Genomic DNA, 22,484 nt, shown 5'->3' with positions numbered 1-22,484 from the left:
TGAAGACCGGCCGGTCCGCGGTGCGTCGCGATCCACATTCAGATAAGGAATAGTTAACCATGCTGGGCATGACGGAACGCAAGCTGCTTGCCGCCGGGGCCTCGCCGTTGCTGCTGGAGCCGGCATCGAGCGGGCGGGTGAACGGGCACGATCTCGTGCTGGCGGTGAACGACAACCGAGTCGAACTCGAATCGCGGCTTCTGGAACATGGCGCGCTCCTGTTTCGCGGTTTCGACGTATCAACGGTCGCCGAATTCGAGGCGTTTTCGAACGCGGTGTCGGCTCATCAGTCGGACTACGTCTATCGTTCCACGCCACGCACCTCGATCGGCAACGGCATCTTCACCGCCACCGAGTATCCGCCGAGCGAGACGATCGCGCTTCATTGCGAAAACGCGTATCAGCGCAGCTGGCCGCTGCGCGTCGCATTCTGCTGCCTTTGCGCGCCCACGGCCGGCGGCGAAACGCCGATCGCCGACATGCGGGAGGTGAGCCGCAGGATCGGAGCGCGCATCCTGGAGAACTTCGAGGCGAAGCGGGTCCGCTATGTCAGGCACTACCGGCGGCACGTCGACATTCCGTGGGAAACCGTCTTTCAGACCACCGACCGCAGCCAGGTCGCGGCCTTCTGCGCAGACAACGGCATCGAGCACGAATGGCTCGACGACGACACGTTATGCACCGCACAGATCAACCAGGGCGTGGCCTACCATCCGGTCACCCGTGACAGGGTTTTCTTCAACCAGGCCCACCTCTTCCACCTCTCGAACCTGGACGCATCGCTCGCCAGTGCGGTCGTCAGCCTGTTCGGCGAGGATCGCGTTCCGCGCAACGCGTTCTACGGCGACGGGAGTCCATTCGATCTCGACGACATCGAGCAGATCCGCAACGCGTACCGCGAATGCGCGATCCAGTTCCCCTGGCAGCGAGGCGACGTCCTGCTCGTCGACAACATGCGATTCGCGCATGGTCGCAATCCCTTCAACGGCGAGCGCAAGGTGATCGTGTCGCTGCTGGACCCCTGCTCCCCCGACACGGAAACGCCGTCGGGCAGGTAGTCGGCAAACCGTGACCGCGCGAATGAATGACCGGGCCGATTGAATACGCGCACGAAACGCCGTGTCCTTGAATTACAGGGCAGACGCCGATTTGGCGCGATGCTCTAATCTCAATATAACCCGGTTCAAGAAGCAAGGCTGGCGGGCGCGCCGCGACTGGTCCTGAGGTCGAGCGACGCGACAGTGAACCCGGTATGCGCCCGGCACAGGGCTTGCATCGCGGACTGTCTTTGCCCGCCGGAATGAACGCACGGAGTCACAAGTGCCGTTCATTCAGATCAACGTTTGGCAGACAACGAAGGTTGAGTATGCTTCCCGATACAAAATTCAGGACTGTTACGGAAATACTGCGGTTTCGCGGCAAGATCGAACCTGAGAAGACGGCGTTCATTTTTCTCGATAACGGCGAATCGGAACTGGCCCGACTCACGTATGGCGACCTGGACGAGCGCGCGCGCGGCATCGCCGCCCGCCTGCAGGAGATTGCGCAACCAGGCGATCGTGTCCTGCTGGTCTATCCGCCCGGACTGGAATTCATCTGCGCGTGGGTGGGATGCCTGTACGCCGGCCTGATCGGCGTGCCCGCCTATCCGCCGCGCAGGAATCGCCCCGCCGATCGCCTCAAGTCGATCGTGGCCGACGCCGGGCCGGTCGTCGCGCTGACCGACGCAGCCACGCTCGGCGGCATCGCGCATCGCGCGGACGGTTACTCCGACACGCTGGAACTGCGGATCCTGGCGACCGATCAGGGCTTCGACGCACCGGCCGGGCAATGGCGCGCGCCGGACATCACGCCGCAGACGCTGGCGCTGCTGCAGTACACGTCGGGCTCCACCGGTACGCCCAAAGGCGTGATGATCAGTCATGCGAACATCCTGAGCAACATGGCGGTCATCGCCGAAGCCAGCGATGCCGATGCGTCGGCCGTGTTCGTCAGCTGGCTTCCGGTGTTTCACGACATGGGTTTCTTCGGGAAGGTGCTGTTGCCGATCTATCTCGGCGTGCTGTCGGTGCTGATGGCGCCGGCGGCGTTCGTGCAGAAGCCGCACCGCTGGCTGAAAGCCATCACGAAGTATCGCGGCACGCATTGCGCGGCACCGGATTTCGCGTACGACCTGTGCGCACGCAAGATTTCGGACGAAGCCGGCGAACAGCTGGACCTGAGCAGCTGGCGGGTGGCATTCAACGGCGCGGAACCGGTGCGCGCGGAATCGGTGGCGCGTTTTTCGCGCGCATTCGCATCGCGCGGCTTCCACGCGGAAACCATGCGCCCGGTGTACGGCATGGCCGAGGCGACCTTGTTCATCTCCGGCCAGCCGGCGCGCTCGCAGCCGCTCGTGGCCGACTTCGACGCCGACGATCTTGCGCAAGGCATGGCGACGCGAAGCGCGCACGGCAAGCGCCACGCGCTGGTCTCATGCGGCCGCGCCTGGGCGGGGCATCGCCTGGAGATCGTGAACCCGGAAACCGGTCAACGCTGCCCGCCCGGCCGAATCGGAGAAATCTGGGTGACGGGCCCGAGCGTCGGCGTCGGCTACTGGAACCGCGCCGAGGAAACGGAGCGCACCTTCCGCGCGAGGCTGGCCGGCGATGACGCGCGCTACCTGCGCACGGGCGATCTCGGCTTCGTCGATGGCGAGCACCTCTTCGTCACCGGCCGCCTGAAAGACCTGATCATCGTCGCGGGCCGCAATCACTACCCGCAGGATCTCGAGCAATCGGCCGAGTCGAGCCACCCCGCGCTGGCGCCCGCCGCGTCAGCGGCGTTCTCGATCAACGTCGATAACGTGGAGCGGGTCGTCGTCGCCGCTGAAGTGCGCCGCGAAGCGCTCAACACGCTGAACGCCGAAGCCGTCGCCACGGCGATCCGGCGCCAGCTCGCCGAAGTGCACGATGTCGATCTGTACGCGGCGATCCTGTTGAAACCGGCGACGATCCTGCGCACGTCCAGCGGAAAAATCCAGCGCAGCCGAATCCGGCAAGCCTTCCTCGATGAACAGGGGCTCGCGATCGCGGGCGAATGGCGGCGTTCGTTCTCCCAAGAGGCCGCACGCCCGGCCACCGGGGTGCGCGACACGCAGGAACTCGTGCAATGGTGCATCGAGCGGGTCGCGCATCTGTCGGGCATCGCGCCCGGCAAGCTCGACCCCGACGCGCCCTTCAGCACCTTCGGGCTCGATTCGAAAGACGCGATCCTGCTCTCGGGCGAGTTGCAGGACTGGCTCGGGCAGCCGGTTTCTCCTACGGTCGTCTACGATTTCCCGAGCATTGCCCTGCTGGCGCGCCATTTCTGCGGCGCCGGGCATGCGGCGTCGGACGACACGCCCGTTGCCGCCGCACGCGCGGATATCGCCATCGTCGGCATGGGATGCCGCTTCCCCGGCGCCAGTCATCCCGACGCATTCTGGCAGCGCCTGCTGGAGGGCCATGACGCGGTCGGCGCGTCGAACGCACGCGCCGGCGGCCTTCCGACCACGGGATTGCTGGACCAGGTCGATCAGTTCGATGCGGAATTCTTCGGCATCAGCGCCCGCGAGGCCGAAACGATGGACCCGCAGCAACGCCTGCTTCTCGAGGTGGCGTGGGAGACGTTCGAGCACGCGGGGATCGTGCCCCGGCATCTCGCCGGCAGCCGCACCGCGGTCATCGTCGGCATCAGCAATGCCGACTACGTCCGGCTGGCGCAGGAACAAGACGCGGATGTCGGCCCGTATGTCGCAACCGGCAATGCGCTCAGCGTCGCCGCCAACCGCATTGCCTACACGCTCGATCTGCGCGGCCCGAGCTGGGCGGTCGACACGGCGTGTTCGTCGTCGCTCGTCGCGGTTCACCACGCGTGCCGCGCGCTGCAGCGCGGCGAGAGCGATGCGGCGCTTGCCGGCGGGGTCAACCTGATCCTGGCGCCGCAATTGAGCGCGTCCTTCACGCAAGCGGGCATGCTGTCGCCGGATGGCCGCTGCAAGGCGTTCGACGCGGATGCCAACGGCTATGTGCGCGGCGAAGGCGTGGGCATGGTGCTGCTCAAGCGTCTCGACGATGCGCTCGCGAACGGCGACACCGTGTTCGCGGTGATCCGTGGTTCGGCGGTGAACCAGGATGGGCGCAGCAACGGCCTGACCGCGCCGAACGGCCCGGCTCAGCAGGCCGTGATTCACGGCGCGCTGCGCGATGCCGGCGTGCGGCCGCAGGACATCGGCTTCGTCGAGGCGCACGGAACTGGCACGCCGCTGGGCGACCCCATCGAGCTGAACGCGCTGACGGCCGTGCTGGGCGAATCGCGGCAACCTGAAGCGCGCTGCTGGATCGGTTCGGTGAAGACCAACATCGGCCACCTGGAATCGGCAGCGGGCATCGCGAGCCTGATCAAGACCGCGCTGGCGCTGCACCATCGCACCATTCCGCCGAACCTCCATTTCCGGTCGCTCAATCCGCATATCGCGCTCGACGACACGCCGTTCCGCATTCCACAGCAGGTCGTACCCTGGCATCCGGAACACGGGCCGCGTGTGGCCGGCGTGAGTTCGTTCGGCTTCGGCGGCACCAATGCGCACATGATCCTGTCCGAAGCGCCGCGCGCCGGAATGATCGAAGACGATCCGGCGACGCCCGCGACGCACATCGTGACACTCTCCGCGCGCACGCCCGAAGCGTTGCAAGCGCTGGCGGCGTCCTATGCGGCGTATTTCGACGCTCATCCCGAGGTTCGCTTGCGGGAGGTCGCGTCGACGGCGAACACCGGGCGCACCCACTTCGCGCGGCGGGCGGCCATCGTCGCATCGAGTCTCGATGCGTTGCGTTCACGGCTGCATGCCGTTTCGGCCGGCGAGGCCGCCGACACACCGCCCGCGGTGACGTTTCACTTTTCCGCCGACGACGGCGCCAGCGCCGATGCGGTTCGGCAATTGCGCTCGGCGAGCCCCGCGTTCAGCGCGCTGATGCAGCAGCAACCGGACGCGGCCGAGGCCGGCTTCACAGCCTTCCAGCGCGCGCTCGCGCAACTGTGGATGTCCTTCGGCATCACGCCGGACGCCGTCAGCAGCACGGGCGAAGGGCATCGCGCCGCGGCCTCGCTGGCGGACGTGCCGCAGGCCCCGGACGGCGCCGCGGCGGGCACACCTGGCATCGTCATCGAGATCGGTGCGCGGGCGGCCGCCTGGGACGCGATCCTGCACACGCTCGCCGGGCTCTACGTGCGTGGCGCATCCGTCAACTGGCACGCCGTCGAACCGCCCGCCCCGTCCCGCCGGCTCGCACTGCCGACCTATCCGTTCGAGCGTCGCAGTTTCTGGCTCAACCCGCGCGCGCCCCGGCATCCGTTGCTCGGGCGCCTCATGACGCAGCACGCGCATTTGCCCGGCACGTGGATCTGGGAGTCGAGTCTCGACGCACCGGACACCGCCTTTCTCGCCGGTCATCGCGTGAAGGGACCGCCCGTCCTGCCCTATTCCGCCTATGTGGAAATGGCGCTGGCGGCCACCGCGGAGATCGGCGCCGACGGCCATACCACGTTGAAGGACCTCGCACTGCATGCGCCGTTGCCGCTGCATCCGCATGGATCGCGCGCCGTGCAGACCGTGCTGAGCCGCCAGTCGTGGGGACCGTTTTCGTTTGCCGTCTATCACCGGATCGAGGATACGAGCGCCGCCGCGACATGGCAGATCTGCGCCAGTGCCGAAATTCACGAATCGGATCGGAGCCACGCATGAAATTCGGCCTGATGTTCTTCGCCAGCAGTGAAGAGGCGCTGTCCGGCAACAAGTACCAGCTCGTGATGGAGAGCGCGCGCTTCGCCGATGCGAACGGGTTCTCCAGCGTCTGGGTGCCGGAGCGCCATTTCACCGAATTCGGCTCGCTGTATCCGAATCCCGCCGTCCTGCACGCCGCCCTCGCCGCGGTCACCGGACGCGTGCAACTGATCGCGGGCAGCGTGGTGGCCGCGCTGCACAACCCGATCCGGATCGCGGAAGAGTGGTCCATGGTGGACAACCTGTCGAACGGTCGCGTGGGCGTGTCGTTCGCCTCCGGATGGAATCCGGACGACTTCGTGCTCGCGCCTGACAAATACGCGACCCGGCAGGACGACATGCTGACGACGCTGCGCGCCGTCCGGAATCTGTGGCGCGGCGGATCGCTGAATGCGAACAACGGCGTCGGCAAGCCGGTGCAATTGCGCATCTACCCGACGCCGGTGCAGCCGGAACTGCCCGTCTGGGTGACCGCCGCCGGCAATCCGCAGACGTTCGTCCGCGCCGGAGAAGTCGGCGCCAACCTGCTGACCCACGTGCTCGACCAGGACCGGGACCAGCTCGCGCACAAGATCGCCCTCTACCGCGAGGCGCGCGCGAAACATGGCTTCGACCCGGCAAGCGGCACCGTGTCGGTGATGCTGCACACGTTCGTCGGCGACGATGAGGCGCGGGTGCGCGAGCAGGCGCGCGCGCCGTTCTGCAACTACATCCGCAGCAATATCGGACTGCTGAACGGGCTGGCGCAAAGCCGTGGCCAGTCGGTGGACGTGCGTGCGATGGGGGCGCGCGAACTGGACGAGTTCGTCGAGTTTCTCTATGAACGCTTCGCGCAATCGCGCGGCCTCATCGGGACGCCGGAATCCTGCGTCGACCGGGTGCGGGACCTCGAGTCGATCGGCGTGGACGAAGTGGCGTGCCTGCTCGATTTCGGTCCGCCGGTCGAGCTGATCCTGGGCAATCTCCCTCACCTGCGCCGGCTGCGGGAGCTGTGCGCGCCCAAACGGCGCGCCGAGCCGGCGAGATTCGATGCCGCCGAGGTGCAGGCGCGCTGCACCGAAACGACGTCGGGCGCGGACTTCAACGGCGAAATCCGGCAGTACGGCGTGCAGATCGACGGCGTGTTCGATGCGATCCGGCAGATCTGGCGCACGACCGGCGAGGCGCTGGGGAAAATCAGCCTGCCGGCCGACGCGCTGGCGTCGTCGCAATTCCACGTGCATCCGGCGTTTCTCGATGCGTGCAGCCGCGTGCTCGCGGCCGCCATCGATCCGGACGCGCTGGAGGCCGGGGACCTGTACCTGCCCAGTTCGATCGGTGCGGTACGGGTTCATCAGCCGCCGTCGTCAGCGGAGGCATGGAGTCACGTGACGCTGCGCAAGCCGGCCGGGCAACACGCGCTGGAGGGCGATATCCGCGTCCACGACCTCGCCGGCCGGCTGCTGATCGAGATCGACGCGCTGCGGTTGCAGCAGGTGCGCGCCGGGCATGCCGGCGAGCGGCACGACTTCGCCGGCCTGCTTTATCGGCGTGTCTGGAGACCGTCGAGCATCGAAGCGGCAACCGGCGCTTCGGCGCAGGGCGAGTGGCTGATTCTCGCGGACCGTGGTGGCGTCGGCGCGCAACTGTCGGCCCTGCTGGAAAGCGCGGGCGATACGTGCGCGCTGCACTTCGCCGACGCGAGCGCGGCGCTGCCCGCGCTCGACCGGCCGCTGAAGGGCGTCATCCATCTGTGGAGTCTCGATCTCGCGCCCGCCGATGTCGCCGCGAGACGGCGCGCCAGCGCGAGCGTGCTGCAGCTGGTCAGGGCGCTTGCGTCGCGCGCGCCGTCGGCCCGGCAGGCGCGTCTGTGGCTGGTGACGTCGGGTGCGATGAACGTTCTGGACGGCGAATCGACCGCCGTGGCGCAAGCGCCGCTGTGGGGGGTGGGCCGGGCGATCGCGGTGGAGCATGCGCCGCTGTGGGGCGGCCTGATCGACCTCGATCCCGCGCGGCCGTCGGCGACGGACATCGTGCAGGCGGTGCTGGCCGGCGGCCGTGAAGACATGATCGCGTTTCGCGGCGGACAGCGCCACGTCGCGCGCATCGCCCGCGACAATCGCGAATTCGTCAGCCACCGGCCGGTCAGGTTCCACCCTGACGCGACCTATCTGGTGACCGGCGGGCTCGGCGGGCTCGGCCTGCGGCCCGCGGCCTGGCTCGCCGGCAACGGCGCCGGCAAGGTCGTGCTGCTCGGGCGCAGCACGCCTTCCGCCGCCGCCGAAAAGATCCTGCAGACGCTCGACGCCCGCTTCGTTCGCGCCGATCTGTCGCGTCGCGAGGACGTCGCGGACGCGATCGGCGAGATCGCGCGTTCGATGCCGCCGCTCAAGGGGGTGTTTCACCTCGCCGGCGCACTCGACGATGCGCTGCTGGCCCGCCAGGACGACGACTTCTTCCATCGCGCCGGCAGCGGCAAGGCCGATGGCGCGTGGTATCTGCACGAGCTGACGGCCGACCTGCCGCTCGACCATTTCGTGCTGTTCTCGTCGATGGCCGCGCTGATCACCATGCCGGGCCAGGGCAACTACGCGGCGGCGAACAGCTTCCTCGACGCGCTGGCGCAGCATCGGCGCGCGCAGGGAAAACCGGCGCTCAGCGTCAACTGGGGGCCGTGGGCCGAGATCGGCCACGCCGCCACCGACTACGGACGGCGCGCGCATGAACAGCTGGGCGCGCTCGGCGTGGGCACGCTGTCGCCCGAACTGGCCATCGCGACCCTCGAACGGCTGATGGCGTCCGGCGTTGCCCAGTCCGGGGTCGCGCGCATCGACTGGCCGACGCTGTTCCGGGTCGATGCGCCGGCTGCCGGGTCGGCGTTGTTTTCCGAGCTGGCGCAACCGGCCGCGCAGCCTGCGCAGCAGGAGACGGCATTGCTGCGCCAGCTGCATGCGTGCGCGCCGCGCGAGCGGCTCGAGCTCATCGCCGGCACGCTCGCGAAGATGCTGGCCGAGACGTTGCGTCTGCCCGGCCCCGACGCCATCGCGCCCGAGCAGTCGCTGCTCGATCTCGGCCTGGATTCGCTGATCGCGCTCGAATTGACCGACCGCCTCGCCAAGGTGTTCGGCAGGCCGTTCCGCGCGACGCTGTTCTTTTCCTATCCGAACCTGCAAGCGCTCGCCGGGTACGTGCTCGGCGAACTGTCACCGTCGCTCCCCGCGCCTGTCGTCGACGAAACATCGGACGACCTCGACGAGGACGACCTTTCCGAACTGATCGCGCAGGAGATCGGCGCCCAATGAACGCCAAGGCCACGCAAGCACTGAAAGCCGCGCTCGACGAACTGCGCCAGCGGCGCGCGGAAATCGCGGCGCTGCGCTCGGACCGCAACGAACCGATCGCCATCATCGGCATGGCTTGCCGCTTCCCCGGCCGCAGCGATACGCCGGACGCATTCTGGCAATTGCTCGACAACGCGCGCGACGCCGTCACCGAAGTGCCGGGCGAACGCTGGGACATCGACCGCTATTACGACCCCGATCCGTCCGCGCCCGGCAAGATGGCGACCCGCCACGGCGCGTTTCTCGAACGCGTCGATCAGTTCGACGCGGCGTTCTTCGGAATCGCGCCGCGCGAAGCGACCTATCTCGATCCGCAGCAACGGCTCCTGCTCGAAGTGGCCTGGGAGGCGCTCGAGAATGCCCATCTCGCGCCCGAGCGCTTCCGGCAGTCCGCCACGGGCGTGTACGTCGGCATTACCTGCTTCGACCATGCGATCCAGGTGTCCAATGCGGCGATGCCGTCGAGCAGCTACGCCGGCACGGGCAGCGCGCTTAACATGGCCGCGGGCCGGCTGTCGTTCGTGCTGGGCCTCACCGGCCCGAGCATGGCGATCGATACGGCCTGCTCGTCGTCGCTGGTCTGCCTGCACCTCGCCTGCGAAAGCCTGCGCTCGCGTGAAACCGGCATGGCGCTCGCGGGCGGCGTCAACCTGATGCTGTCGCCCGAGGTCATGGTCAGTTTCTCGCAGGCACGCATGCTGTCGCCGGACGGACGCTGCAAGACCTTCGACGCGTCGGCGGACGGCTATGTGCGCGGCGAAGGGTGCGGCATGGTGGTGCTCAAGCGCCTCGCCGACGCGCTCGCGGACGGCGACCGGGTGCTCGGCATCGTGCGTGGCACCGCGGTCGACCAGGGCGGCGGCGGCGGCGGGCTGACCGTGCCGAGCCGCGATTCGCAGGAACGGGTGATACGCCGTGCGCTGAACCAGGCCGGCCTCGCGCCCGGCGACGTCTCCTATGTCGAGGCCCACGGTACCGGGACCTCCCTCGGCGACCCGATCGAGGTCGAAGCGCTGGCGGGCGTCTACGGTCCCGGTCGCACGACCGGCGAGCCGCTCGTGATCGGTTCGGTCAAGACCAATATCGGACATCTCGAATCCGCGTCCGGCATCGCCGGCCTGATCAAGGTCCTGCTGTCGTTCGAGCACGACCGGATTCCGGCGCACCTGCACTTCACACAACCCAATCCGCATACGCCGTGGCAGGACATCCCGATCCGCGTCGCGGCCGATCCGGTCGCATGGCGTCGCGGGGAGCGCCGGCGCATCGCCGGGGTCAGCGCGTTCGGATTCAGCGGCACCAATGCGCACGCGATCGTCGAGGAACCGCCGGTCGCACCGGCGCACGCGGCGCAGCGCCGGTTGCTGCTGCTGTCGGCCAGATCCGAAGCGGCGCTGGCGGCGCTCGCGTCACGCTACGAGCGCACGATCGCCGGCGCGACGCCGCAGGAGCACGCCGCCATCTGCCGCGCCGCCGCCACCGGGCGGAGTCACTATCCGTTTCGCACGGCCTATGTGTCGGGCGGGCGGAGCGCGTCGGCGGCCGTGGCGCGCACGGGCAAGACGGTGCGCCTGGGCGCCCGGTTCGGCGTGCCGGACACTGGCGTCGCGCACGCGCTCCACGCATCGGAACCGCTGTTTCGCGATGCCTTCGACCGTTGCGCGGTGCCGCTGGAGGCGCTCGATACCGACGCGGGCCGCTTCGCGGTCCAGTTCGCGTGGGCGGAACTGTGGAAGGGATGGGGCATCCGGCCGGCCGTCGTGTCGGGACACGGCATCGGCGAATATGTCGCGGCCTGCGTGGCGGGGGTCGTGAGCGCGGCCGACGCGCTGCGCCTCGTGGCCGCCCGCCGGGACGCCGACGCGTTGCGCGCCGCGCTTCGGGACATGCCGCTCGCACGGCCGTCGGTCCGCCTGATTTCAGGCTGTCTCGGCACGGAGGTGGCCGACGAGGCGACACACCCGCAGTACTGGCTGCAGCTTGCCGGGACGCCGGATCAGCCCGACGCGCAGCAGGTGCCGGAGGGGCTCGCCGACGGCTGGCTGCCGCCACCCTGCGCCGGCGAGGCACTGGAGCACGCACTCGCGGCGCTGTACGTGCAGGGCGGGCAATTCGACTGGCACGCGCTGTTCCCGGCGCCGGCCCAGCCTGCCACCACCTTGCCGAACTATCCATTCGAGCGGCAGCGGTTCAGCCTGGAGAAGATCCCGTCGCCCGTCGTCGGCCTGGATGCCGGCAGCATCGACGCAGCGTTGCGGCATCTCAAGGCGTCCGGCAAGTACCCGGAAGACGTGCTGAACGTCGTCCCGGAACTGCTCAGGACCGCGTTCGCCCCGGCCGAAACCGCCGCCCCCGCCGTTCCCCCGCTCTATCACGTGGTGTGGGAACAGCAGGCCGCGTTGCCGGCGGCACGGCTCGCCGCCGACGCGTCCCCGTGGCTGATCTTCGCGGACGAAAGCGGTGTCGGCGAACGGTTCGCCGCGCTGCTGCGCACGCACGGCGCGTCGTGCGCGCTGGTACGCCCGGGCCGCGACTATGGCGGCGGCGCGGAAGCGGGCTGGCAGGTCGCGCCCGAGCAGCCGGACCATTTCGTGCGCTTGCTGAACGAGACCGCCGCGCCCGGGCAACGCATCGTCTTTTTATGGGCGCTGGACGAAGCCGTGGGCGCGTCGCGCATGTCCACCGCGCTGCTGCATCTCGTGCACGCGCGGGCCGGCAGCGAGCGGACGCCTGCGATCGGGCCCAGGATCTCGGTGGTCACGCGCGACGCGGTGGAAGCCGGCGAAGCGCCCCGCGTCACGGGGCTCGCACAGGCTGCACTGTCGGGCCTGGCACGCGGGGCGATGATCGAGCATCCGGAATGGTTCGGCACGGCGATCGATCTCGATCCGGCCGCGCCGGCGGACGAGACGCAGGCGCTGCTTCAGGAACTGCTCGGGGAGCACCGCGAAGAACAGGTGGCGTTGCGGCGCGACGTGCGCCATGTCGCACGCCTGAACCCGCTCGCGCAAGCCGACACGGCCGCGCTGCGGGTCGATCCGGACGCGGCCTACCTGATCACCGGCGGGTTCGGCGCGCTCGGGCTGCACACCGCGCGATGGCTGGCGGCGCGCGGCGCGGGCACGCTGATCCTGGTCGGCCGTCAAGGGGCGGCAAGCGACGAGAGCCGGCAGGCGATCGCCGAGCTGCGCGAGCACAATGTGTCACTGCGCTGCGAGCGCCTCGATATCGCGGATCCGGTGGCGGTCGCCGATTTCTTCGCCGCGCTGCGGCGCGACGACGTGCCGCTGCGGGGCATCGTGCATGCGGCCGGCATCGTCGGCTACAAGCCGATCGTGCAGGTCGAGCGCGCGGAACTCGACGCGGTCCTGGCGCCCAAGGTCGCCGGCGCGTGGCTGCTTCATCGGCACAGCGCGCCCTTCCCGCTCGATTTCTTCCTCCTGTTTTCGTCGATCGCATCCGCATGGGGCTCGCGCGACCAGGCGCACTACAGTGCCGCGAACCGCTTCCTCGACGCGCTCGCGCATCATCGCCGCGCGCTGGGCCTGCCGGCCCTGAGCGTGAACTGGGGGCCCTGGGCACAAGGCGGCATGACGTTCCCCGAGGCGGAAGCGCTGCTGCGGCGCGTCGGCATCCGGTCGCTGGCGGCGGATCGCGCGCTCGACCTGCTGGATCACCTCCCCGCCGTGCCGCAGGCGGCGGTCGTCGATATCGACCTGGCGCTGTTCCAGGCCTCGTACGAGGCGCGCGGGCCCCGCCCCTTCCTCGACCGCGTACGGGTGGCCCGCACCGCCACGGGCGCGCAGGCGACGCCGGCATGGCGCGACGCCTCGCCGCGCGAGCGCAAGCGTCTGCTGGCGGACAGCATCGACCGCGCGGTGGCCCAGGTGCTCGGCTACGAAGCGGGGACGCTGGATCGCGACCTCGGCTTCTTCGAGATGGGCATGGATTCGCTGATGGCGCTGGACGTGCGCACGCTCGTCGAACAGGCGCTGGGCATCCCGTTGCCGGTCGCGCTGCTGTTCGATCATCCGACGGTCAACGCCCTCGCCGATTTTCTGGCGGACCAGTCGTCCGGCGCGACGCCGGACGCGCACGCGACGCCGACGGAGGCCGTGCCGCCGCGGCCGGTCGCGGCGACCGTTGCGGCTCGCGAGACCGGCACGCCGGAGCCGATCGCGATCGTCGGCATGAGTTGCCGTTTTCCGGGCGCCGCGCACGACCTCGACGCCTACTGGCAACTGTTGAACGACGGCGTGGATGCGATTTCCGAAGTGCCGCGCGAGCGCTGGGACGTCGACGCGTACCACGACCCCGATCCGGAAGCGCCGGGGCGCATGGTTTGCCGCTTCGGCGGTTTCCTCGGCGACGTCGACCAGTTCGATCCGGCCTTCTTCCGCATCACGCCGCGCGAAGCGGCCGCGATGGACCCGCAGCAGCGCCTGTTGCTCGAAGTCAGTCACGAAGCGCTGGAGCATGCCGGGATTCCCGTCGACGGTCTCAAGGGCAGCCGGACCGGCGTCTTCGTCGGCATCACCACCAACGATTACGCGAACCTGCAGCTTCGCAACGGCGGCGGCAGCGGCATCGACGGCTATTTCTTCACCGGCAATCCGCTCAACACGGCGGCCGGCCGCATCTCCTATGGACTGGGCGTGCAGGGACCGAGCATGGCGATCGACACCGCCTGCTCGTCGTCGCTCACCGCGATCCATCTCGCCAGCCAGAATCTGCGCGGCGGCGAATGCGATCTCGCGATCGCGGGCGGCGTCAACCTGATACTGTCGCCGGACAACTCCATCGCCGTGTCGCGCACGCGGGCGCTGGCGCCGGACGGCCGCTGCAAGACCTTCGACGCGGCGGCGGACGGCTTCGTGCGCAGTGAAGGCTGCGGCGCACTGGTGCTCAAGCGCCTGTCCGATGCGCTCGCCGCAGGCGATCGCGTGCTGGCCGTGCTGCGCGGTTCGGCCGTCAACCACGATGGCGCATCGAGCGGCTTTACCGCGCCGAACGGCCGCGCGCAGGAAGCCGTCATCCGTCAGGCGCTGGGCGGGCTGCCCGCCGCGTCCATCGATTACGTGGAAGCGCACGGCACCGGCACCCCGCTCGGCGATCCCGTCGAGGTGCAGGCGCTCGCGACGGTATTCGGCGAAGGCCGTGACGGGGGCCGGCGGCTGCGGATCGGCTCGGTGAAGACCAACATCGGCCACACAGAATCCGCCGCCGGCATCGCGGGGGTCATCAAGGTCGTGCTGTCGCTGAACCACGACCGCCTGCCCGCCCACCTGCATCTGCGCCGCCCGAACCCGCTGGTGCAGTGGGACGCGCTGCCCGTCGAGATCTGTACCGAGGCGAGCGCGTGGCCTCGCGGCGAGCGGCCGCGGCGAGCCGGCGTGAGCGCGTTCGGCGCGAGCGGCACCAATGCGCACGTGGTACTCGAAGAAGCCCCCGTGCCGGCGCAACGGGCGACGCCGTCGAGACACAAGGTGCATGCGCTGGTGCTGTCGGGCAAGACGCCGGCGGCATTGCGCGAGCTTGCCGGGCGCTATCAGCGGCGGCTCGAAGCCGAACCGGGTCTCGATATCGCGGCCGTGGCGTTTTCGGCGGCGGCCGGCCGCTCGCATTTCGCACACCGGCTGGCGCTGCCGGTGACCTCCGTCGAGGACGCCATCGACAAGCTGCGCGCCTTCCAGGCCAGGGAACCTGCGGGCGCGGCGCAGCCCGCCCCCCGCGTGAAGATGGCGTTCCTCTTCACCGGCCAGGGCTCGCAATACGCCGGCATGGGCCGACGCCTGTACGACGCGTATCCGGTGTTCCGCGACGCCATCGACCGCTGCCGCGCGGTGGTCGATCCGCTGCTCGACAAGCCGTTGCTCGAGGTGCTGTCCGCGCCGTCCGAGGACATCCATCAGACCGGCTACAGCCAGCCGGCCCTGTTCTCGCTGCAGTACGCGCTCACCACGTTGCTGGCGTCGTTCGGCGTGGTGCCCGACGCGGTGATGGGACACAGCGTCGGCGAGTACGCGGCGGCTTGCGCGGCCGGCGTCTTCTCGCCGGAAGACGGCCTGCGGCTGATCGCCGAACGCGGCCGGTTGATGCAGGCATTGCCCCGCGACGGCGAGATGGCGGCGATTTTCACCGACCTCGCCACGATCGAGCGCGCGATCGAAGCCTGTCCGCACGAGGTCGCGGTGGCTGCCGTCAACGGGCCGGCCAGCATCGTGATTTCCGGCAAGCGCGAGCGCATCGCACTGCTGGTCGACGCGTTTGCCGCGCAGGGCATCCGGTCCGTGCCGCTCAACACGTCGCACGCGTTTCACTCGCCGCTGCTCGAGCCGATGCTGGACAGCTTCCAGGCCGCGGCGCAAGCCGTGCCCGTCGCGCGCCCGACCATCCCGTTCTATTCGAATCTCACGGGCGCCGCGATGGACGAGGCGCCCACCGACGCGTACTGGCGCCGTCACTGCCGGGAGCCGGTGCAGTTCGCGAGCAGCGTCGAGCGCCTCGCCGAAGCCGGTTTCAACCTGCTGGTCGAAATCGGTCCCAAGCCGGTGCTCGTCAACCTGGCCCGCGCGTGCTGCGCGCCGGATGCCGGGATCCAGTTCCTGGCCCTGCAGCGGCCGCAGGTCGAGCAGCAAGCGCTGATCGAAACGCTGTCGAGCCTTTATGCCCGGGGCGTCGATGTCGCCTGGGCCGCAACCGAAACACCCGCCCCCGTGCGCGTCGCCTTGCCGTCCTATCCCTTCCAACGCAGCCGTACCTGGTTTCAGAAAGCGGACACGTCCATGACTCAGACAAGCGCATCACCCCTCGCTGCAACGCCGACCCACGACCGTAGCGGCGAGGTTCTCGAATGGCTTCGCGGCAAGATCGGCGAATTGATCCAGGCCGATCCCGCCACCATCAACATCGACCTGCCGTTCCTGGAGATGGGCGCCGACTCGATCATCCTGATCGAGGCCATCCGGCACATCGAGAAACAGTACGGCGTGAAGCCGGGCATGCGCCGCTTCTTCGAAGACCTGGCGACGGTGCAGGCGCTCGCCGAATACATCGCGGACAACTTGCCGGTGGAAGCCGCGCCGTCCGAGGCCGAGGCCGTAGCCGTGACCGTGGCCGAGCCGTCCACGGTGGCGCTCGCGCCGTCGGCGGCGGGGCTTGTGGCGCCCGCCGCCGCGCCGGTGGAATGGGTGGCGGCCGAAGGCGGCTCCACGGTCGAGCGCGTGTTGCGGGAGCAGAATCAGTTGCTGTCGCGCGTCATGAGCCAGCAGATGGAGTTGCTGCGCACATCGCTGACCGGCCACGCCGACGTCCGGCCGGCGACGGTCGCCGCGCAAGCCGTCACGAACGTCACGAACGTCACGAACGTCGCAGCCACGGCCGCGATCGCGGTGCCGGCCGCCGCGCCCGCAGCGAAGCCCGCGCCGGCAACTGCGGCCGCGACCGGCAACCGGCCGCCCAAGCCGATGATGCCGTGGGGCAGCCCGGTCGAACAGCGGGCGCGCGGCTTGTCCGCCGTACAGCAGGAGCATCTCGAAGCGCTGATCGTGCGCTACACGACGCGCACCCGGAAATCGAAGGAATCGGTGCAGGCGTCCCGCTCGGTGCTGGCCGACAGCCGGGCCACGGTCGGCTTCCGCTTTTCGACCAAGGAGATGCTGTATCCGATCGTCGGCGAGCGCGCGGCCGGTTCGCGGCTGTGGGACATCGACGGCAACGAGTACATCGATTTCACGATGGGCTTCGGCGTGCATCTGTTCGGCCACACGCCGGACTTCATCCAGCGTCAGGTCAGCCGCGAATGGCAACGCCCGCTCGAACTGGGCGCACGCTCCAGCCTGGTCGGCGAAGTGGCCGCGCGCTTTGCCCGCGTCACCGGCCTCGATCGCGTGGCGTTCTCGAACACCGGCACCGAGGCGGTCATGACCGCGATGCGGCTCGCGCGCGCCGTGACGGGGCGCGACAAGATCGTGATGTTCACGCATTCGTATCACGGCCATGCCGACGGCACGCTCGCCGCGGCGAACGCGGAAGGCGTCACGGAAACCATCGCTCCCGGCGTGCCGTTCGGCTCGGTCGAGAACATGATCCTGCTCGACTACGGCAGCGACGCGGCGCTCGACGCCATTCGCGGCATGGCGTCGACCCTCGCGGCCGTGATGGTCGAGCCCGTGCAGAGTCGCAACCCGTCCCTGCAGCCCGTCGCGTTCCTCAAGGAACTGCGCCGCATCACCGAAGAGGCCGGCGTCGCGCTGATCTTCGACGAAATGATCACCGGCTTCCGCGTCCATCCGGGCGGCTCGCAGGCCATGTTCGGCATCCGGGCCGATCTCGCGACGTACGGCAAGATCATCGGCGGCGGCCTGCCGCTGGGCGTGATCGCCGGCACCACCCGCTTCATGGACGCCATCGACGGCGGCATGTGGACCTACGGCGACCACTCGTTCCCGGTCGCGGACCGCACCGCGTTCGGCGGCACGTTCTGCCAGTACCCGCTGGCGATGGCGGCCGCGCTGGCGGTGCTGGAGAAGATCGAGCAGGAAGGCCCGGCGCTGCAGGCCGCGCTCAACGAACGGACCGCGCAAATCGCCGGCACGTTGAATGCGTTCTTCGTGGAGGCCGAGGCGCCGATCAAGGTCACGTGGTTCGGCTCGATGTTCCGCTTCGAATTCACCGAGAACCTGGACCTGTTCTTCTATCACATGCTCGAAAAGGGCATCTACATCTGGGAATGGCGCACCTGCTTCCTTTCCACCGCGCATACGGATGCCGATGTCGACCGGTTCATCCGCGCGGTGAAGGACAGCGTCGCCGACCTGCGCCGCGGCGGCTTCATCCGGCCGCACTCGAAGCACGGCGCGGTCGCCGCGCTGAGCGAAGCGCAACGCCAGCTGTGGGTGTTGTCGGAAATCGATCCCGACGGCTCGCTGGCCTACAACGTCAACACTACCCTCGAACTGAAGGGCCGGCTCGACGAAGCCGCGATGCGCGCCGCCGTCCAGGGCCTGGTCGACCGACACGAGGCGCTGCGCACGACGGTGACGCCGGACGGGTCGGGCCAGATCGTGCATCCGTCGCTGACGCTCCGGATTCCGCTGATCGACGCGGACCAGGACGCGTGGCGGGACCAGGAGAGCCGTGAGCCGTTCGACCTGGTGAACGGCCCGCTCTTTCGCGCCGCGCTCGTGCGCCTGGACAGCGAACGTCACCTGCTGGTGATGACGGCCCATCACATCATCTGTGACGGCTCGACGTTCGGCGTCCTGCTCGAGGATCTGGCCCGGGCGTATGCCGGCGCCGCGCCGGCCGCGGCGCCGCTCCAGTTCCGCGAATACCTGAAGCAGCTCGACGGCCGGCGCCACAGCCCGGAAACGAAGGCGAATCGCGCGTACTGGCTCGCGCAGTGCGAGCGCCAGACCGAACCGCTGAACCTTCCGGCGGACTACCCGCGGCCCGCGGTGAAGACGTTTCACGGCAAGCGCGTGTCGCTGCATCTGGACGCGGCGGCGGCCGCGTCGCTGCGCACCGCCGCCCGTCAGAACGGCTGCACGCTCTACATGGTGCTGCTTGCCGGTTTCAACCTGTTCCTGCACCGCATCGCCGGCCAGCAAGAGATCGTCACCGGCATACCGGTGACCGGCCGTTCCGTGGCCGGCAGCGATCGCCTCGCCGGCTACTGCACGCATCTGCTGCCGCTGCGCTCCACGCTGCCCGAGCAAGCCACCGTGGCCAGCTTCCTGGCCGGCACCCGGCAGAACCTGCTCGATGCGCTCGAGCACCAGGACTATCCGTTCGCCGAGCTGGTCCGCGAAATCGGTGCGCGTCGCGATCTCAACGCCGCCCCGCTGGTATCGGCGGTCTTCAATCTGGAGCCCGTGTCGGCGCTGCCCGGCCTGCCGGGCCTGACGGTCGACCTGGTCGCCCCGCTGATCCGCCACACCGCGTTCGATTTGAACGTCAACGTCCTCGACTCGGGGCAGGCACTCCTGATCGATTGCGACTACAACACCGATCTGTTCGACGAGAACACCGCGGAGCGTTTCCTCGCGATCTACCGGACCCTGCTCACGCGTCTCGCGGACGATGCGTCGGCCGCCGTTGCCCGGCTGCCGTTGACGAGCGAAGCGGAACGGAACCTGCTGACCGTCGAGTGGAACCGGACCGATACGGATTTCGGCGAGGCCGCCGCGCAACCGCTGCACCGCCTGTTCGAACAGCAGGTCGCGCGCACGCCCGAGGCCGTCGCGGTCGTTCATGACGACGACTCGCTCACCTACGCCGATCTCAACCTGCGCGCCAACCGCCTCGCGCACCGGCTCATCGCCCTCGGTGTCGGGCCCGACGCCCTCGTCGGCGTCGCCATGGAACGCTCGCTCGACATGATCGTCGCGCTGCTCGCCGTCCTCAAGGCCGGCGGCGCCTACGTCCCCGTCGACCCCGACTATCCCGCCGAGCGCGTGCGCTTCATGATCGATCACGCTCAATTGCGCTGGCTCCTCACCCAGCAACATCTGCGCGACACGCTGCCCGACACCCACGCGGCCCTCATCGTCGTCGATTCCAGCGAACTCGACCTCGATCCCGACGCCGTGGCCAACCCCGAACCCGATCTGAACGGCGACAACCTCGCCTACATGATCTACACCTCCGGTTCCACCGGCCGCCCCAAGGGTGCGCTCAACGCCCATCGCGCGATCACCAACCGCATCCTCTGGATGCAGCACGCCTACTCGCTCGACGCCGGCGACGCCGTCCTGCAGAAGACCCCGTTCAGCTTCGACGTCTCCGTCTGGGAATTCTTCTGGCCGCTCGTCACCGGTGCGCGCCTCGTGTTCGCCCGACCCGGCGGACAGCGCGAGACCGACTATCTGGCCGAACTCATCCAGCGCGAACGGATCACCACGATTCACTTCGTGCCGTCGATGCTGCGCGCCTTCCTCGACCATCCGGACCTGGACGCGCACTGCGCGTCGCTGCGCCGCGTCGTGTGCAGCGGCGAGGCACTGCCCTACGACCTGCAGCAGCGCTGCCTCGAGCGCCTGGACGTCAGGCTGTACAACCTCTACGGCCCCACCGAGGCCGCCGTCGACGTGAGCGCATGGGAGTGCAAGCGCGACGACCCGCACCGCATCGTCCCGATCGGCCGGCCCATCGCCAATGCCCGCCTGCATATCGTGGACGCGCACATGCAGCCCACGCCGCTCGGCGTCGCGGGCGAACTGCTGATCGGCGGCACGCCGGTGGGGCTCGGCTATCACGGCGAACCGGAACTGAGCGCCGCGAAGTTCATCGCCGACCCGTTCTCGACCGACCCGCGCGCGCGCCTTTACCGTACCGGCGATCTCGCGCGTTATCGCCCCGACGGCAATATCGAGTTCCTCGGCCGTATCGACCACCAGATCAAGCTGCGCGGCCTGCGCATCGAACCCGGTGAAATCGAGGCGGTACTGACCTCGCACCCGCTGGTCGACGCCGCCGTCGTGGCGCTGCGCGGCGTGGACGACGGCGCGAGACTCGTCGCATGGCTGTGCGCGTCGCACCCCGAAGCCGAACTGATCGAAGCGGTCCGCGGCCATCTGCGGCAGCGGCTGCCGGATTACATGGTGCCGTCGGCGTTCGTCGTCGTGACCGCCTTCGAGACCCTGCCCAACGGCAAGCTCGATCGCGCCAGGCTGCCCGAACCCGGCGACGGCCCGGACCACGTTGCGCCGGCCAACGCGCTCGAAGCGCAGTTGACGGCCATCTGGCAGGAAGTGCTCGGCCAGGCCCGCATCGGTACGACCGCCAATTTCTTCGAGCTGGGCGGCAATTCGCTGTCCGCGACGAAGGTCGTCGCGCGCATCCGTCGCGATCTGCATGCGAAACTGGAAATCCGCAGCCTGTTCGCGCACCCCACCATTGCGGGTCTCGCGAAGCGCATCGCCGATACGCAGCCGATCGATTACGCGCCCGTGACGCCGCTGCCGGCGCAGACGCACTACGAACTCTCCCCCGCCCAGACCCGGCTGTGGGTCCAGGATCGCCTCAATGCAGGGCAAGCCGGCGGCCCGCTGCCCACGTCCCTGCTGCTCGAGGGCGTGCTCGACGTGGATGCGCTCGTGCGTGCGTTCCACGCGCTGAGCGAACGTCACGAGATCCTGCGCACGCGTTTCGTGCTGGCAGGCAATCAGCCGGTCCAGCAGGTGCTGCCGCCCGGCGAAGCGGCCTTCCCCGTCGAGGTCGTCGATCTGCAGGATGCCGAGGACCGGGACGCCCGGGCCATCTCGATCTACGAGAGCGAACGGCTCGCGCCGATGGATCTCGCCGCCGGCCCGCTGTTCCGCGTCAAGCTGCTCAGGTTGTCCGAAGTCCGGCACGTCTGCCTCTGCACGATGCATCACATCGTGAGCGACGGCTGGTCCACGGAGGTGCTGCTCGACGACCTGTCGGCGCTCTATGACGCGTTCGTCCAGCGTCGGCACAATCCGCTGCCCGCCCTCCCGATCCAGTACAAGGATTACGCCGGCTGGCTGAACCGCCTGCTCGCCGGGCCGGACGGCGCCCGCATGAAGGACTACTGGCTGGCCAAGCTGGGCGGCGGCCTGCGCGCGCCGGCACTGCCGGGCGACGTCGAGCAGCCGGCCGTGCCGAGCTGGAAAACCTGGCGGTTCGAACTGCCCGCCGCCGACACGCAGGCGCTCGATGCGCTCGGCAAGCGCTACGGCGCGACCTTGTTCGTCGCGCTGCTGTCCGCCATCAAGGCACTGTTCTACCGCCGTTCCGGCCAGGAGGACATCGTCGTCGGCACGCCGGTCGCGGGCCGCGAGCTGCCCGAACTCGAGTCGCAGGTCGGCCCCTACCTGAACGTACTGGCGCTGCGCGATCGCGTCGCCGGCGACGACCGTTTCGACACGCTGCTGACCCGGGTGCGGGACACCACCCTCGAAGCGTTCTCCCATCCGCTGTATCCGCTGGATCGCCTGCTCGACGACCTGCATGTCAAACGCGTCGCGGGACGCAACCCGCTGTTCGACATCGGCCTGACGCTGCAGAACCAGCGCGAGGGCGCCGTCGACCGCTACGCGGGACAAGTGCACATTGCCGAGCAGCCGGACCACGATCCGCAACGCGCGGACACGGAAGCCGCGACGGACTTCTGGTTCCTGGCCGAGCCGCGCGCCGAGGGCCTCGCGATCAGCGTCGTCTATCACGCGGGGCGATTCAGCGAGGCCCTGGTGCAAGGCCTTGCCGACGAGCTGACGTCCGTCATCGGCGAAGTGCTTGCCGATCCGGGCGTTCGCATCCGGAACCTGACCTTGGGACACCGTGCGCTGCACGCCGGAACCCGTCAGCCGACCGTCGAACTCAGCGCATTCTAAGGA

Annotated in this window: 4 protein-coding genes; all 4 read left to right on the top strand. The window is 69.0% G+C overall.

Features of this window, described 5'->3' with window-relative positions:
- The first annotated feature begins 59 nt into the window (after positions 1 to 59).
- On the top strand, positions 60 to 1,058 hold the full coding sequence (locus GQ56_RS0105675; protein WP_031397726.1) for a TauD/TfdA family dioxygenase: 999 nt from the start codon (positions 60 to 62) through the stop codon (positions 1,056 to 1,058).
- A gap of 308 nt (positions 1,059 to 1,366) precedes the next feature.
- On the top strand, positions 1,367 to 5,764 hold the full coding sequence (locus GQ56_RS0105670) for a hybrid fatty acyl-AMP ligase/type I polyketide synthase (RefSeq protein ID WP_031397725.1): 4,398 nt from the start codon (positions 1,367 to 1,369) through the stop codon (positions 5,762 to 5,764).
- Positions 5,761 to 9,084, top strand: a complete 3,324-nt coding sequence (locus GQ56_RS0105665; protein ID WP_031397724.1) for a type I polyketide synthase — start codon at positions 5,761 to 5,763, stop codon at positions 9,082 to 9,084. Before GQ56_RS0105670 ends, GQ56_RS0105665 begins: the two co-directional genes overlap by 4 nt.
- Complete coding sequence (locus GQ56_RS0105660) at positions 9,081 to 22,481, top strand: hybrid non-ribosomal peptide synthetase/type I polyketide synthase (RefSeq protein WP_031397723.1); 13,401 nt, start codon at positions 9,081 to 9,083, stop codon at positions 22,479 to 22,481. Before GQ56_RS0105665 ends, GQ56_RS0105660 begins: the two co-directional genes overlap by 4 nt.
- Positions 22,482 to 22,484: the final 3 nt, after the last annotated feature.

Origin of the sequence: Burkholderia paludis (assembly GCF_000732615.1) — a bacterium.
Taxonomy (GTDB): domain Bacteria; phylum Pseudomonadota; class Gammaproteobacteria; order Burkholderiales; family Burkholderiaceae; genus Burkholderia; species Burkholderia paludis.
This window is presented reverse-complemented; position numbering and strand designations above follow the sequence as displayed.

Bases quoted from the DNA above. Each gene is read 5' to 3' on its own strand.
- GQ56_RS0105665 (WP_031397724.1), top strand. From the start codon at position 5,761: ATGAAATTCGGCCTGATGTTCTTCGCCAGCAGTGAAGAGGCGCTGTCC.
- GQ56_RS0105660 (WP_031397723.1), top strand. From the start codon at position 9,081: ATGAACGCCAAGGCCACGCAAGCACTGAAAGCCGCGCTCGACGAACTG.
- GQ56_RS0105675 (WP_031397726.1), top strand. From the start codon at position 60: ATGCTGGGCATGACGGAACGCAAGCTGCTTGCCGCCGGGGCCTCGCCG.
- GQ56_RS0105670 (WP_031397725.1), top strand. From the start codon at position 1,367: ATGCTTCCCGATACAAAATTCAGGACTGTTACGGAAATACTGCGGTTT.